Origin of the sequence: Pseudomonas glycinae (assembly GCF_001594225.2) — a bacterium.
GTDB classification, from domain to species: Bacteria; Pseudomonadota; Gammaproteobacteria; order Pseudomonadales; family Pseudomonadaceae; genus Aquipseudomonas; species Aquipseudomonas glycinae.
On record NZ_CP014205.2, the window covers coordinates 2632677 to 2647046 of the forward strand.

At 61.6% G+C, this 14370-nt stretch carries 12 protein-coding genes; 5 read left to right on the plus strand and 7 right to left on the minus strand.

Annotated elements, in window-relative coordinates; all coding sequences use genetic code 11:
* Position 1 precedes the first annotated feature (1 nt).
* The 4 genes from lpoB to AWU82_RS11850 form a co-directional block, all read right to left on the minus strand.
* Entirely contained in the window at positions 2–589 is a 588-nt protein-coding gene (gene lpoB, locus AWU82_RS11835) for a penicillin-binding protein activator LpoB (RefSeq protein WP_007951848.1), read from the minus strand.
* Between the two features lie 36 nt (positions 590–625).
* Positions 626–1000 (minus strand): YcfL family putative periplasmic lipoprotein, encoded by a 375-nt coding sequence (locus AWU82_RS11840; protein WP_064379914.1) that lies wholly within the window; start codon positions 998–1000, stop codon positions 626–628.
* Between the two features lie 15 nt (positions 1001–1015).
* Complete coding sequence (locus tag AWU82_RS11845; RefSeq protein ID WP_064379916.1) at positions 1016–2410, minus strand: COG3014 family protein; 1395 nt, start codon at positions 2408–2410, stop codon at positions 1016–1018.
* 202 nt (positions 2411–2612) lie between these two features.
* Complete coding sequence (locus AWU82_RS11850) at positions 2613–3986, minus strand: COG3014 family protein (RefSeq protein ID WP_064379918.1); 1374 nt, start codon at positions 3984–3986, stop codon at positions 2613–2615.
* Between the two features lie 151 nt (positions 3987–4137).
* On the opposite strand from AWU82_RS11850, the gene AWU82_RS11855 reads away from it, so the two are divergent.
* Both AWU82_RS11855 and AWU82_RS11860 read left to right on the plus strand, forming a co-directional pair.
* Entirely contained in the window at positions 4138–6033 is a 1896-nt protein-coding gene (locus AWU82_RS11855; protein ID WP_064379920.1) for an FTR1 family protein, read from the plus strand.
* A gap of 4 nt (positions 6034–6037) precedes the next feature.
* A complete protein-coding gene (locus tag AWU82_RS11860; protein WP_064384054.1) occupies positions 6038–6493 on the plus strand; it encodes a YaiI/YqxD family protein in 456 nt (151 codons plus the stop codon).
* A 153-nt stretch (positions 6494–6646) separates the two neighbouring features.
* Here AWU82_RS11860 and elbB read toward each other — a convergent pair whose 3' ends face one another.
* The gene (gene elbB, locus AWU82_RS11865) at positions 6647–7315 is read right to left on the minus strand and encodes an isoprenoid biosynthesis glyoxalase ElbB (RefSeq protein WP_064379922.1); all 669 of its coding nucleotides are present in this window, start codon (positions 7313–7315) and stop codon (positions 6647–6649) included.
* A 115-nt stretch (positions 7316–7430) separates the two neighbouring features.
* Between elbB and AWU82_RS11870 the strand changes: the two genes are divergently transcribed.
* Complete coding sequence (locus AWU82_RS11870; protein ID WP_064379924.1) at positions 7431–8666, plus strand: sterol desaturase family protein; 1236 nt, start codon at positions 7431–7433, stop codon at positions 8664–8666.
* Here AWU82_RS11870 and AWU82_RS11875 read toward each other — a convergent pair.
* Positions 8647–9303 (minus strand): DedA family protein, encoded by a 657-nt coding sequence (locus AWU82_RS11875; RefSeq protein ID WP_064379925.1) that lies wholly within the window; start codon positions 9301–9303, stop codon positions 8647–8649. The two genes, AWU82_RS11870 and AWU82_RS11875, sit on opposite strands and share 20 nt — an antisense overlap.
* Before the next feature lie 208 nt (positions 9304–9511).
* On the opposite strand from AWU82_RS11875, the gene hemB reads away from it, so the two are divergent.
* Both hemB and ppk1 read left to right on the plus strand, forming a co-directional pair.
* Entirely contained in the window at positions 9512–10525 is a 1014-nt protein-coding gene (gene hemB, locus AWU82_RS11880) for a porphobilinogen synthase (RefSeq protein ID WP_007951836.1), read from the plus strand.
* A gap of 18 nt (positions 10526–10543) precedes the next feature.
* Complete coding sequence (gene ppk1 / locus AWU82_RS11885) at positions 10544–12769, plus strand: polyphosphate kinase 1 (protein WP_011336493.1); 2226 nt, start codon at positions 10544–10546, stop codon at positions 12767–12769.
* Between the two features lie 66 nt (positions 12770–12835).
* Here ppk1 and ppx read toward each other — a convergent pair whose 3' ends face one another.
* Positions 12836–14338 (minus strand): exopolyphosphatase, encoded by a 1503-nt coding sequence (ppx, locus tag AWU82_RS11890; RefSeq protein WP_064379928.1) that lies wholly within the window; start codon positions 14336–14338, stop codon positions 12836–12838.
* Positions 14339–14370 lie beyond the last annotated feature (32 nt).

Below are 14370 nucleotides of genomic sequence, written 5' to 3' on the forward strand. Positions count from 1 at the left end.
ATTAACGCTCCGTGGTTTTGCGGATCTCTTTCTCGTCCATCCACTCGGCCAGACCGCTTTCAACGTCGATCAGTTGCAGGCTGAATTTGTAGAAGACGTCCTTGTAGTCGCTGCTGCGCTTGACGATCGAGCTGATCGAACCTTCAAGACGGTATTTGGCGGCGATCATGTTGCCAGTCTTGGCCACAGTGCTCTTCTTGTACAGGCCGCTCTGGTTTTGCAGCTTGAGCTGGTCGACCTGGCTCTGCATCGCGGTGTTGTCGCTGGCGAAACGGGCGGTGCCGGACTTCATCAGCTGGGTCTTGATGCTGGTGGTGATTTCGCGAGTGTCGATGTATTCGCTGGTCTTGTTCTTCACGTCGTAGACCTGCACTACAGGGCGACCCTGCAGAATGCCGGACTGGGCCAGGGAACGGGTCATCGACTCGGCAATCATCTGCAGGTCGGTGGAACCGAACTCGTTGGTCACGGTTTCAACGGCCTTGGTGTCGCCGTAGCTGATGTTCTTGCTGCCCAGGGTCGGCGAAGTGTTGGCGCAACCGCTGGCCAGCAGGGCGAGGACGGCGATGAAGGAAAAGCGTGCAAACATGGGAATGCTCTCTGAATCGGGAATAGGGTGTCGGGCTTACGGCGTCTTGAGTTCCAGACGGAAATCCACGGCTTTCGGCGTCGGGGCAATGCCCTGGATGAAGCTGGTCTGGGCGCCGTACATCATCTGGCTTTTCCAGACTTCTTCTTCGGCGATCGGGAAACCTTCCGCGCCGAGCCAGGCGAAGCGGTAGTAGAACGTCTTGTTGCTGTTGAGGGTGTTGCTCAGCTGCACGTTGACGGTCATGAAGCCGTTTTCGCGAGCCACGCGCATCGCGCCGACCACGATGTGTTTCTGCGGGCCCATGGCCACGACCTTGCTCGCGGCACTGCCCGGCTCCGGTGGTGGCGGTGTGGCGCAACCGCTCGCCAGCAGGGCGAGGGCGGCGACGGCGATGAGTTTGAAGCGCATGCAAAGACTCCGTTCTTAAGGTTGTTTGAGGCTGGCCACGGCGGTGGCGCCAGCGCTCGGGGTGACGTGGGCGGCGATGCCGGCAGCGAACACCTGATTGCCGACGGCGCGCAGGGTGATCACCTGATAACGCTGGTCGACGGTGACCTTGACCTGAGAGCCACCGACGGCGCTCGGCAGAGTGACTTGGTGCTCACCTTTCTTCAAGCGCAGACGGACCACTTGTGTGGTGTCCGGCAGGGTGCGCCACGTACGGGTATCGGCACCTTCGAGCACAGCTGAAGAAATACCCACCGCCAGACCCGCCAGCGGGTTGGTTTCGTTGATCTTCTTCTGCGCCACACCTTTGGTGATCGCGCGCACGGTGGTGCGCAGGATGATCCCCGGCATGTCATCGCGCAGGGCGCGACGGGACATGGCGGTGGTGCTGTTCAGTGCGGTCAGGTCGACCTGTTGGCCATCGACGCCGATCTGCGCGAACGTCGCGGTGGAGGTGTCAGGCTTGATGATCGGGAACGACAGCGGAGTAATCACTACGTTGTTGGAGATTGGCAGCGGCAACGGCACGCGGATCGAATCGCGGGCCGGCGCCAGACCGCTTTGCACCACGATCAGAATGTCGCTGTCGTCGCTCTTGACCGGCTTGTCGAGATTGACCAGCGCCTGCTCCAGCAGCGGGGTGTTCGGGCGCAACTCGGCAGCCTTGCGGTAGCCCGGCGCAGCGAGGTCTTTCTCGCCCAGGGCTTCATAGACGAAACCGGCCAGGTAATGGCTGAACGCACTCTGGTAGCTGTTTTTCAGACCGACCACTTCCGGTGCGTCGAGGCTGGCCACCGGGTAGCCCTGCAAATCCTTGTATTCGGTCTTGATGCCTTCTTTCTCGGCTTCCTCTTCGCTCTTGAGGTATTCCTTGTCGCGCAGGTCGGCGATCACCGCTTCGCGTTCATGAGTCTTCTTGATCGCGGTGCGGGCGCCGTCGAAATCGTTGACCGCCAGCAGGTTCAGGGCCATCTGCGTGGTCAGCATGACTTTTTCGTAGTCGTAGCCTTCGTAGCGGCGCACCTTGTCATTGACCAGGAAACTGCCGAACTGGGCCAGGTACTTGTCGGTGTCGAGCTTGACCGAGTCTTCCCACTTGCCCACCACCTGGTCGGCGCTGGTCCAGGCATTCTGGCTGCCGGACAGATCGCCCTTGGCGCGCAGCAGTTCACCCTTCTCGAAGTAATAGAGCAGGTCCTTGTCCGGGCCGGTGTTGTTCTTTTCCAGCAGGGTCAGGGCGGCGTCGACGTTGCCGGTAGCCAGTTGCTGGTTGGTCTGGGCCAGTTCGGAATCGTAGTTGCGAAACGCCGAACAGCCGGACAGCAGGGTGACAGCGCTGAGCGCGATCAGAGTGGGAGCGCGGAATGCCATGGGGTACTTCTTCCATGAGTAGCGACAGCCTCGGGTGCGGGTCGGGCTGCTGGGACCGATCGGCAGTGGCGCTGGCCTCCTGCCAATTCCTCATAAAAAGAGGAGCTTTAATACCGCAACGCGATAGCGCGGGCGCGGCATTATAAGCGGGCGATGCTGGCTATGTAATAGCTTTTTAATTGCATGGTTTAGTTGGGTGCCATTACTTATCCGGCAATCTGGCATTGCCGATGACGTTGGCGACATCTCTCAGAACTCGCAGGTTGACCAACTGGTGATCGCGATCGATGCGCAGGATGACCGATGACGCTCCGGGCGCATTGGGTGCATTGAATCGATGATCGCCTTTCTTCAGTCGAATGCGTGCCACCAGTGTCTTGTCGGGGAGCGTGCGCCAGGTTCTGGTGTCGGCCTCCTCAAAGGGGTCGTGCTCGGTGACGACCAGCGAGGCCTTGGCCGGATTGCGTTCGTTTTCCTGGGCCTGGGAAATGGCGGCCATGTTGGCGCGGAACATCGCCCGGGAAATGATCGCCGGCATGTCGTCGCGCAGCGTACGAAACGCCATGTCGGTGACGCTGTTGATCACGGTCAGCGGGCGTTTGCGGCCATCCACCAGGATGTGGTCGAACGCCGGTGTGATGGTGTCCGGCACCAGGATGGGAAACGAGATCGGCGCGGTAATGACCAGATTTTCATTGAGCCGCACCGGGATCGGCACCGTTACCGAGCTGCGGGCCGGCGCCAGACCGCTCTGGACGACGATCAGAACATCGCTTTCATCATCCTTGGCCGGCGGTTTGTCGAGATTGCGCAACGCCTGTTCGAGGAAAGGCATATTCGGGCGCAACTCGATCGCCTGGCGATAACCCGGTGCGGCCAGATCCCGTTCACCCAGCGCTTCATAGGTGAATCCGGCCAGGTAATGGCTGAAAGCACTCTGGTAGCCGTTCTTCAGTTCAATCACCGCCGGCGCATCCAGGGTGGTGACGGGATAGCCCTGCAGATCCTTGTATTGCACGACGATGCCTTGAGCTTTGGCCTGTTCCTCGAGCTCTTCATACTGGCGCTCCCGCTGGCGGGCGATCAGTGCTTCACGTTCGTGGGTCTTCTTGATGTCTGCCCGGGCGCCGTCGAAATCACTTTCACCCAATTGGTTGAGGGCCATCTGTGTGGTCAGCATGACTTTTTCGTAGTCATAGCCTTCGTAGCGACTGAGCTTGTCATTGACCAGCATGGTGCCCATTTCATAGGCAAACCGGTTGAGCAGCTTCATGGGGGTGGAAGGCACGGCTTCTTCGCGCTGGAACACCATCCGGTCGGCGCTGCGCCAGGCTTTCTGGCTCTGCGGGCGGGCGTTGGCGAAGCTGAGAATCGAACCCTTCTCGAAGTAGTAGAGCAGGTCTTTGTCTTCCCACGGGTTGTGCCACTCCAGCACATCCAGGGCGCCCTGATAGTCGCCGAGCATCAACCGGTCATTGGTCTGCTGCATTTCCAGATCGTAATTGCGATAAGCCGCGCAGCCGCTCAGTTGCAGGATCGCGCTGATTAATACCGGGAGCAGCAAGCATTGGCGCATGGAGTGCAGCTCTTCCTTGAACAGAGAGGCGATAGGTGACGGATTATAGGGGCGGGCAATGGCCATGTGCCGGGTATTGGAGAGAAAGCTTGAGGGAATCGCGCTCGAAGTGAACAATATGTAACTTCGCATTTCCACTTGAGACTCATTCATGACTGCCGCGTCCCGATTTCTGGCCTGGCTGGTGTTCCCGTTGTGCGCCCTGAGCAGCTTCAATCTGCTGGCCGACACCGTGGAAGGCGCGCCGCAAGCGCTGCACCTGCTCGATTACATCAGCGCCGATTACCCGCCGACGGTAGAGGCAGGCAAAGTCATCGACGACGGCGAGTACCGCGAGCAGCTGGAGTTCACCCAGGTGCTGCAAGGGTTGATCGCCGGCCTGCCGGCCAAACCGGAGAAAGCGGCGCTGGAACAAGGCGTCAGTGCCTTGCACACCGCGATCACCGCGAAACAGGACGGTGCAGACGTCGCCCGTCAGGCCCGGCAATTGGGGGCGAAACTGGCGGTGGCTTATGAAGTCAGCCAGGCCCCGATCATCACGCCTGATCCGACCCGTGGTGCGCCGCTCTACGCGCAAAACTGCTCGGTGTGCCACGGCGACGCGGGTGCCGGCGACGGCCCGGCGGGCCTCGGCATGACGCCGGCACCGGCCAATCTGCGCGACGCTGCGCGGATGGATCACCTGAGCCTGTATGCGATCTACAGCACCCTCGGCCAGGGCGTCGAAGGCACTGACATGCCAGCCTTCGCCGATCAACTGGACGACCGTCAGCGCTGGGACCTGGCAACCTACATCGCGCAGTTCAGCGCCGATCCGGCCACGGCCAAATCCGACAAGACCTACAACATCGCCGACCTGGCGCGCCAGACCCCGGCCGAAGTGCAGGCTGCCGAAGGCCCTGAAGCCGCCGCGATCTTCCGTGTGCAACGGGCGCAGCCGCCACAGGTCAAGCGCGGCCCTGCGCAATTGCTCGACTACACCGCCGCGACGCTGGACAAGAGCCTGGCGGCGTACCGTGCCGGTGAGCACGATCAAGCCTATGACCTGTCGGTGGCGGCGTATCTGGAAGGCTTCGAACTGGTCGAAAGCTCGCTGGACAACGTCGACGCCAACGTGCGCAAGGACACCGAAAAATCCCTGATGGCCTATCGGCAATCGCTGCAGGACGGCTTGCCGGTGGAGCAGGCCGAGCAGCGTCTGGACGCGGCCAAGGCCAAGCTCAAGGAATCTGCCGGCCTGTTGGGCAGCGACGGTCTGAGTTGGTCGCTGAGCTACATCTCCGGTCTGTTGATTCTGCTGCGCGAAGGTCTGGAAGCGATTCTGGTGCTGGCGGCGATCCTTGCATTCCTGCGCAACACCGGCCAGCAATCGGCGGTGCGCAGCGTCAACGTCGGCTGGGGGCTGGCGTTGCTGGCTGGCCTGGGAACCTGGGCGCTGGCGGCCTATGTGATCGATGTCAGCGGCTCCCAGCGTGAACTGTTGGAAGGCGCCACGGCGCTGTTCGCCAGCGTCATGGTGTTGTGGCTCGGGGTGTGGATGCACGACCGTCGGCACGCGGCAGCCTGGCAGGATTACATCAAGCAGAGTCTGGTTGGCGGAGGCGGCCGCTTCGGGTTTGCGATCCTGGCGTTCTTCTCGGTGTACCGCGAACTGTTCGAAGTGATCCTGTTCTACGAAACCCTGTGGCTGCAGGCCGGTCCCGCCGGGCATAACGCGGTACTTGCTGGTGGTGCGACGGCGCTGGTGCTGCTGTTCGGTCTGGCGTGGGTGATCCTGCGCGGCTCGGCGAAACTGCCGCTGGCGCTGTTCTTCAGCATCAACGCGGCGCTGCTCTGCGCGCTGTCGGTGGTGTTTGCCGGTCATGGTGTGAAGGCGTTGCAGGAAGCCGGGATCTTCGGCACCCGGCCGGTGGCGTTCTTCGATTTCGACTGGCTGGGGATTCATGCCGACGCCTATTCGCTGACGGCGCAGGCCGTGGCGATTGCGGCGATCATCGTGCTGTATGGCCGCAGTTGGGTGGCTGAAAAGCGCCGAGTGGCGGCTTGAGATGATGCGCGTATGGATCGATGCCGACGCCTGCCCGAAGATGGCCAAGGAACTTGTGGTGAAGTTCGCCCTCAAGCGCCGCTTTGAAGTGGTGCTGGTGGCGGGGCAGCCGCAGAGCAAGCCGGCGCTGGCGATCGTCAAGTTGATCGTGGTACCGAGCGGCCCGGATGCGGCGGACGATTACCTGGTGGAACACGCGGTGCCGGGCGAACTGGTGATCTGCAGCGACATCCCGCTGGCCGACCGGCTGGTGAAGAAGGGTGTGGCGGCGCTGGACCCGCGAGGCAAGGAGTTCGACGCGCAGAACATGGGTGAGCGGCTGGCGACTCGCAACCTGTTCACCGATCTGCGTGAGCAGGGCCAGGTCAGCGGCGGGCCGGCGCCGTTCGGTGACCGCGAGAAGCAGGCGTTTGCCAATGCGCTGGACCGGATCCTCACCAGGCTCACCCGCAAAACCTGAACATTGATCGTTCCCACGTCGAGGCGTCGAACCGTCTGCGTGGGAATGCCTCTCGGGACGCTCCGCGTCCCAGCCTCACCGTCGATGCAAGGCAGACGCGGAGCTCCAAGGCTGCATTCCCACGCGGAGCGTGGGAACGATCGCTATCGCCGGTCAGGCGTCGTTTTCGTGGGTCAGCTCAAGCACCCGATCCACCAGCTTGTTGATCCCCGAAGCCGCCTCGCTGATCGTCTGCGCCAGCATGTACGCCGGGGTGGTCACCAGTTTGCGCGCCTTGTCTTCGACGATATCGGTCACCGCGCAGTCTTCATGGGTGGCGCCCATCTTGTTCATGGCGGCGGCCGTGTCGGCATCGTTGCCGATGGTGCAGGTCACGCCCGGGCCGTAGATCTTCGCGGCCAGTGCCGGCGAGATGCAGATCAGGCCAACAGGCTTGCCCGCTTCGGCAAAGGCTTCGGCCAGCGCCAGCACTTGCGGCTGCACGCTGCAGCCGGCGCCTTCGATGGCGAAGTTCGACAGGTTCTTCGCCGCACCGAAACCGCCAGGCACGATCAGCGCATCGAAGTCCTCGACATCGGCCTCGCGCAGATCCTTGACGTTGCCCCGGGCGATGCGCGCCGATTCCACCAGCACGTTGCGCGACTCGGGCATTTCCTCACCGGTCAGGTGATTGATCACATGCAATTGCGCGATGTTCGGGGCGAAGCACTGTACCTGGGCACCGCGCTGGTCGAGGCGCAACAGGGTGATGACGCTCTCGTGGATCTCGGCGCCGTCGTAAACGCCGCAACCGGACAGGATCACTGCAACTTTTTTGCTCATGGGTTTCTCTCCAGATTCATGGCGCTAAATGTCCTCTAATTTGTCGTTCGTTGCCATAGGATCAAGCCGCGGCTACACCTAGGATCTGTGCTACAGATTCCGACCAGGGCGCGTCATGAACTTCATCCTGTATGCGGTACCGTTTTTCTTCGTATTGATTGCGGTGGAGCTCATCGCCGACCGTTGGCGCGGGGTGAGCAACTATCGCCTGGCCGATGCGGTGAACAGCATCAGCACCGGGGTGTTGTCGACCACCACCGGGCTGTTGACCAAGGGCGTGGGCCTGGTGACCTATGGGTTTGCCCTGGAGCATCTGGCGCTGTTCAGCTTGCCTGCGGACAGCGTCTGGGTCTGGGTGTTTGCCTTTGTCTTCTATGACTTCTGCTATTACTGGCTGCATCGCATGGGCCATGAACGGAACATCCTCTGGGCGGCGCATTCGGTGCATCACCAGAGCGAGGACTACAACCTTTCCACGGCCTTGCGCCAGACCAGCACCGGGTTTCTGCTGAGCTGGATTTTCTACCTGCCGATGGCGGTGCTCGGGGTGCCGTTGCTGGTGTTCGTCAGCGTTGCCGCGCTGAATCTGCTTTATCAGTTCTGGGTTCATACCCGGCACATTCCCAAGCTCGGCTGGTTCGAGTGGTGCTTCGTCACGCCGTCCAATCATCGGGCCCACCATGCACAGAACGCTCTCTACATGGATCGCAACTACGGCGGGGTGTTCATTATTTGGGACCGTCTGTTCGGCTCGTTCCAGGAAGAGGACGACAGCGAGCCGGTGATTTTCGGCGTGACCACACCGCTGGCAAGCTGGAACCCGCTGTGGGCCAACCTGCAGTTCTACGCCCAACTGTGGGACGACGCGCGCCGTGCCGAGCATGTGTGGGACAAGATCCGCATCTGGTTCATGCGCACCGGCTGGCGTCCGGCAGACGTCGCGGCAAAGTACCCGATGAGCAAACCGGACCTGAGTCAGTTCCGCAAATTCGAAGTGCCGCTGAACAGCCGTCAGCAGTGGTACGTGGGGTTGCAGTTTGGCGTCTATGTGGCGCTGGGCAGTTATCTGATGAATCTGGAACACAGTCTGCCCACCCGTGCATTGGTGCTGGGCTGGAGCGCGGTGGCGTTCGGTTTGTTCGTGTTGGGCGTGGCCCTGGAGAATCGACCGTGGGCGGGCAAACTGGAAGTATTGCGGCTGGCATCGAACCTGCCGCTGGCGTGGCTGGCGCCGCTGGTCGGGCTGTGGCCGGCCAGCCCGGGGATATGGGTCGGTCTGCTCTGTTACAGCCTGCTCAGCGGCATCGGACTGTATGGCTGTCGCCAGCGGCTTACTCGGCTGGCGTCTTAGGATCGGCGGCGTTGGTCATTTCGGTTTTGTGCCGTTCGGCCTTGGCCAGCAGCTCGGCCTGTTCTTCCTCGTAAACCTTTTTCGCCAGCCGGGCATTCTTGAACCGGCGGCGCAGCCACAGGCCCAGGCCGAGTATCAACAGCGCGCCCAGTACCCACAACTCATACTTCTTGATGCTGCCGAGCATGCCTTCGAGCACGGCGCCGAAGTGGTAGGCGGCAGCAGCCAGGGCGGTGGCCCAGATCGCGGCGCCGATACCGTTGAGCAGCAGATAACGTCCCGGCGGATAGCCCGAGAGGCCGATCGCCACCGGCATCACCGTGCGCAGGCCGTACACGAAGCGAAAGCTCAAGACCCAGATGTCCGGGTGCTTGCGGATGTGTTCCAGCGCGCGGTCGCCCATCATCTGCCAGCGCGGTTTGCGCGCCAGCAATTTGCGTCCGTGCTTGCGGCCCAGGAAGTACCACAGCTGATCGCCGGCGTAGCTGCCGAAGAACGCCACGACCACCACCAGTTTGATGTCCATGTATTCACGGAACGCGAGGAAGCCCGCGAGCACCAGGATGGTTTCGCCTTCGAAAAACGTCCCGAGAAACAGGGCAAAGTAGCCGAAGTCATGCAGAAATTGTTGGAGCATTGTCTGGGTGCTGGCGAAATGAACGCGCAGCCTAACCCTTCGGACACATTCAGGAAAGTGTCGAAATGTGTCTCGACGTGAACATTTCCTACACGGACAATGGAAAGCGACTACCTGTCGCAGGGGTGCACATAACTGTCATACGACCGTCATAATGGCCATCTATAACTGTCACGCTCGCCCGTTTGCGCGGGCTCAGGAGTCTGCCGTGAGCTTTACCCCAGCCAACCGTCTGTTCCCTGCCACCCGCCTGCGTCGCAATCGCCGTGATGATTTTTCCCGGCGGCTGGTGCGTGAGAATGTGTTGACGGTCGATGACCTGATCCTGCCAGTGTTCGTGCTCGACGGTGAAAATCGCCGCGAAGCTGTGGCTTCGATGCCGGGTGTCGAGCGCCTGACCATCGATCTGCTGCTTGAAGAAGCCGCCAAATGGGTCGAGCTGGGAATTCCGGCGCTGGCGCTGTTCCCGGTCACCCCGCCTGAACTCAAATCCCTCGATGCCGCCGAAGCCTGGAATCCCGAAGGTATCGCCCAGCGCGCCACTCGTGCGCTGCGTGACCGATTCCCCGAACTGGGCGTGATCACCGACGTCGCCCTCGACCCGTTCACCACACACGGTCAGGACGGCATTCTCGATGAAGAAGGCTATGTGCAGAACGACATCACCGTCGATGCACTGGTCAAACAAGCCTTGTCCCACGCTGCTGCGGGCGCCCAGGTGGTTGCCCCGTCGGACATGATGGACGGCCGCATCCAGGCGATCCGCGAAGCGCTGGAGCTGGCCGGTCACGTCAACGTGCGGATCATGGCCTACTCGGCCAAATACGCCAGCGCCTATTACGGCCCGTTCCGCGATGCCGTGGGTTCGGCGGCGAACCTGGGCAAGGCGAACAAGGCCTCCTATCAGATGGACCCGGCCAACAGCGACGAAGCGCTGCACGAAGTGGGTGCGGACTTGTCTGAAGGCGCGGACATGGTCATGGTCAAACCCGGCATGCCGTACCTGGACATTTTGTTCCGGGTAAAAGATGCCTTCAAAGTGCCGACCTTCGTCTATCAGGTCAGCGGCGAATACGCCATGCACATGGCGGCGATCCAGAATGGCTGGTTGAGCGAAGGCGTGATCCTCGAATCCCTGACCGCCTTTAAACGTGCCGGCGCTGATGGCATCCTGACTTACTTTGCTGTCCGTGCCGCTCAATTGTTACGAGAGCAGAAATAGCCCTCCCAGGAACATTCGATGAATACCGAAGGACTCACTGAAGTTGCCGTAAAAGACGCTCAACCCGTGGTCGAGCAGATTACCGAAACCCCGCCGGAACTCGAGCCTGCGCCACCCGCGCAGGCGGCAGAGCCCGTCGTGGCGGTTCCGGCGATCGCGATTCCCGGTCTGGATGACAGCAGCCTGTACATCCACCGGGAATTGTCGCAACTGCAGTTCAACATCCGCGTGCTGGAACAGGCGCTGGACGAGTCCTACCCGTTGCTGGAGCGGCTGAAGTTCCTGCTGATCTTCTCCAGCAACCTCGACGAATTCTTTGAAATCCGCGTCGCCGGCCTCAAGAAGCAAATCACTTTCGCCCGTGAACAGGCCGGCGCCGATGGCCTGCAACCGCATCAGGCCCTGGCCCGCATCAGCGAGCTGGTGCACGGTCATGTCGACCGCCAGTACGCGATCCTCAACGACATCCTGCTCCCAGAGCTGGAAAAGCATCAGGTGCGCTTCATCCGTCGTCGTCACTGGACGACCAAGATCAAAACCTGGGTGCGTCGCTACTTCCGCGACGAAATCGCGCCGATCATCACCCCGATCGGTCTCGACCCGACGCACCCGTTCCCGTTGCTGGTGAACAAAAGCCTGAACTTCATCGTCGAGCTCGAAGGTATCGATGCCTTCGGTCGCGACTCCGGTCTGGCGATCATCCCGGCGCCGCGTCTGTTGCCGCGGATCATCAAGGTGCCGGAAGAAGTCGGCGGCCCCGGCGACAACTATGTGTTCCTGTCGTCGATGATCCACGCCCACGCCGACGATCTGTTCCAGGGCATGAAGGTCAAGGGCTGCTACCAGTTCCGCCTGACCCGGAACGCCGACCTTGCGCTCGATTCCGAAGACGTCGAAGACCTGGCGCGCGCCCTGCGTGGCGAGCTGTTCTCCCGCCGTTACGGTGATGCCGTGCGTCTGGAAGTCGCCGACACCTGCCCGAAACACCTGTCGGACTACCTGCTCAAGCAGTTCAACCTGAGCGAGACCGAGCTGTATCAGGTCAACGGTCCGGTGAACCTGACGCGTCTGTTCAGCATCACCGGCCTGGACAGCCATCCGGAGCTGCAATACACGCCGTTCACGCCGCAGATCCCGAAACTGCTGCAAAACAGCGAAAACATTTTCAGCGTGATCAGCAAGCAGGACATCCTGCTGCTGCACCCGTTCGAGTCGTTCACCCCGGTGGTCGATCTGCTGCGCCAGGCCGCCAAGGATCCGCACGTTCTGGCCGTGCGCCAGACCCTGTACCGCTCCGGCGCCAACTCGGAAATCGTCGATGCGCTGGTGGACGCCGCGCGTAACGGCAAGGAAGTGACGGCGGTCATCGAGCTGCGTGCGCGCTTCGACGAAGAATCCAACCTGCAACTGGCCAGCCGTCTGCAAGCGGCCGGGGCGGTGGTGATCTACGGCGTGGTCGGCTTCAAGACCCACGCCAAGATGATGCTGATCCTGCGCCGCGAGCAGGGCGAGATCGTGCGTTACGCGCACCTCGGCACTGGTAACTACCACGCCGGCAACGCCCGCCTGTACACCGACTACAGCCTGCTGACTTCCGACGACGCCTTGTGCGAAGACGTCGGCAAACTGTTCAGCCAATTGATCGGCATGGGCAAGACGCTGCGCATGAAGAAGCTGCTGCATGCGCCGTTCACCCTGAAGAAGGGCATGCTCGACATGATTACCCGCGAGACGCAATTTGCGCTCGACGGCAAGCCGGCGCACATCATCGCCAAGTTCAACTCGCTGACCGATCCGAAGATCATCCGCGCGCTGTACAAGGCCAGCCAGTCCGGCGTGCGCATCGATCTGGTGGTGCGCGGCATGTGCTGCCTGCGTCCGGGCATCGCCGGGGTATCGCACAACATTCACGTGCGCTCGATCATCGGTCGCTTCCTTGAACACACCCGAGTGTTCTACTTCCTCAACGGTGGCGAGGAGCAGATGTTCCTGTCCAGCGCCGACTGGATGGAGCGTAACCTCGACAAGCGCGTCGAGACCTGCTTCCCGGTGGAAGGCAAGAAGCTGCTGACCCGGGTCAAGAAAGAGCTGGAGCTGTACCTGACCGACAACACCCACAGCTGGAGCCTGCAATCGGACGGCCGCTACATCCGCAACACGCCAACCGGCAACCAGAACCCGCGCAGTGCCCAGGCGACTCTGCTGGAGCGATTGGGCAGCCCGATTCTGCCGGTCAGCAGCTGACCGCAGGTTTCATAGCCATAAAAAAGGCGATCCATCCGGATCGCCTTTTTTGTGCCTGCCCGTTACTCAATGCACGGTCAGAACAATCCCCACCCGCGTCAGCCATTCGGCCTCAAGCCCGAAATCCGCCTGGGTCAGCTGGTTTTCATCCAGCCAGTTCTCCGGGAATTCCACGTCGAGGTGGTTGCCATTGGCATGCAGCGTCACTTGCGGCATCGCCTGGGTGCCACGGATGTGGTGGAACAGGATGGCGAAACGCAGCAGCACGCACAGGCGGATCAGTTTGTCGCCGTCGTCGCCGAACTCGGCGAACTTGTCCTTGGGGATATTGCGGCGGTGGCCGCGCACCAGCAGGGCGAGCATTTGCTGGTCTTCGCGGGAGAACCCGGCGAGGTCCGAGTGCTCAATGAGGTAAGCGCCGTGCTTGTGGTAGTGATAGTGGGCGATGTCGAGCCCGACTTCGTGCACTTTCGCCGCCCAGCCCAGCAGTTCGCGCCAGATGCCGTCTTCCAGTTCCCAGTCCTCTGCCACTTGATCAAAAGCATGCAGGGCTTTGCGCTCGACGCGCGCGGCCTGTTCCAGGTCGACGTGGTAGCGCTCCATCAGCGAGGTCAGGGTGCGTTCGCGCACGTCTTCGTGGTGATGGCGGCCGAGCAGGTCATACAGCACGCCTTCACGCAGCGCGCCTTCGCAGTGATCCATGCGTTGCAGTTCTAGGGCGTCGAAGATCGCTTCGAGAATCGCCAGGCCCGCCGGGAAGATCGCCCGACGATCCGGCTTGATGCCTTCGAAATCGATCTTGTCGACATCGCCGAGCTTGAACAGGCGGCGCTTGAGCCACGCCAGACCTTCGGCATTCACTTCGCCGGTGCCGTGACCGCCGGCCTTGAGCGCCAGGCCGATGGCGCGGATGGTGCCCGAGGAGCCGATGGCTTCATCCCAGGTCAGGCGATGCAGGGCGTGTTCGATGCTCATGATTTCCAGCCGCGCTGCCGTGTAGGCCTGGGCGTAGCGGGCCGGGGTGATTTTGCCGTCCTTGAAATAGCGCTGGGTGAAGCTCACGCAGCCCATTTGCAGGCTTTCGCGCAGCAGCGGTTCGAAACGCTGGCCGATGATGAATTCGGTACTGCCGCCGCCGATGTCGGCGACCAGGCGTTTGCCCGGGGTGTCGGCGAGGGTGTGGGACACGCCGAGGTAGATCAGGCGGGCCTCTTCACGGCCGGAGATGACTTCCACCGGATGGCCGAGGATTTCTTCGGCACGGCGGATGAATTCGCCACGGTTGCGCGCCTCGCGCAGGGCGTTGGTGCCGACGATCCGCACGGCGCCCAGCGGCATGCCGTTGATCAGTTGGGCAAAGCGCTTGAGGCAGTCGAGGCCGCGCTGCATGGATTCTTCGTTGAGCTGGCGCTCATCGTCGATGCCGGCGGCCAGCTGAACTTTTTCTCCGAGCCGTTCGAGAATACGGATTTCGCCGTTCTGGGCCTTGGCCACGACCATATGGAAGCTGTTGGAGCCCAGGTCGATCGCGGCGATCAGGGACAGATTCTTGGCTTGGGATTGCGGCATGGTCAGGGGGTCTCGGTCGATAACCCCGACAT

Bases quoted from the DNA above. Each gene is read 5' to 3' on its own strand.
- AWU82_RS11850 (WP_064379918.1), bottom strand. From the start codon at position 3,986: ATGCGCCAATGCTTGCTGCTCCCGGTATTAATCAGCGCGATCCTGCAA.
- AWU82_RS11840 (WP_064379914.1), bottom strand. From the start codon at position 1,000: ATGCGCTTCAAACTCATCGCCGTCGCCGCCCTCGCCCTGCTGGCGAGC.
- ppx (WP_064379928.1), bottom strand. From the start codon at position 14,338: ATGCCGCAATCCCAAGCCAAGAATCTGTCCCTGATCGCCGCGATCGAC.
- ppk1 (WP_011336493.1), top strand. From the start codon at position 10,544: ATGAATACCGAAGGACTCACTGAAGTTGCCGTAAAAGACGCTCAACCC.
- elbB (WP_064379922.1), bottom strand. From the start codon at position 7,315: ATGAGCAAAAAAGTTGCAGTGATCCTGTCCGGTTGCGGCGTTTACGAC.
- AWU82_RS11845 (WP_064379916.1), bottom strand. From the start codon at position 2,410: ATGGCATTCCGCGCTCCCACTCTGATCGCGCTCAGCGCTGTCACCCTG.
- lpoB (WP_007951848.1), bottom strand. From the start codon at position 589: ATGTTTGCACGCTTTTCCTTCATCGCCGTCCTCGCCCTGCTGGCCAGC.
- AWU82_RS11855 (WP_064379920.1), top strand. From the start codon at position 4,138: ATGACTGCCGCGTCCCGATTTCTGGCCTGGCTGGTGTTCCCGTTGTGC.
- AWU82_RS11860 (WP_064384054.1), top strand. From the start codon at position 6,038: ATGCGCGTATGGATCGATGCCGACGCCTGCCCGAAGATGGCCAAGGAA.
- AWU82_RS11870 (WP_064379924.1), top strand. From the start codon at position 7,431: ATGAACTTCATCCTGTATGCGGTACCGTTTTTCTTCGTATTGATTGCG.
- AWU82_RS11875 (WP_064379925.1), bottom strand. From the start codon at position 9,303: ATGCTCCAACAATTTCTGCATGACTTCGGCTACTTTGCCCTGTTTCTC.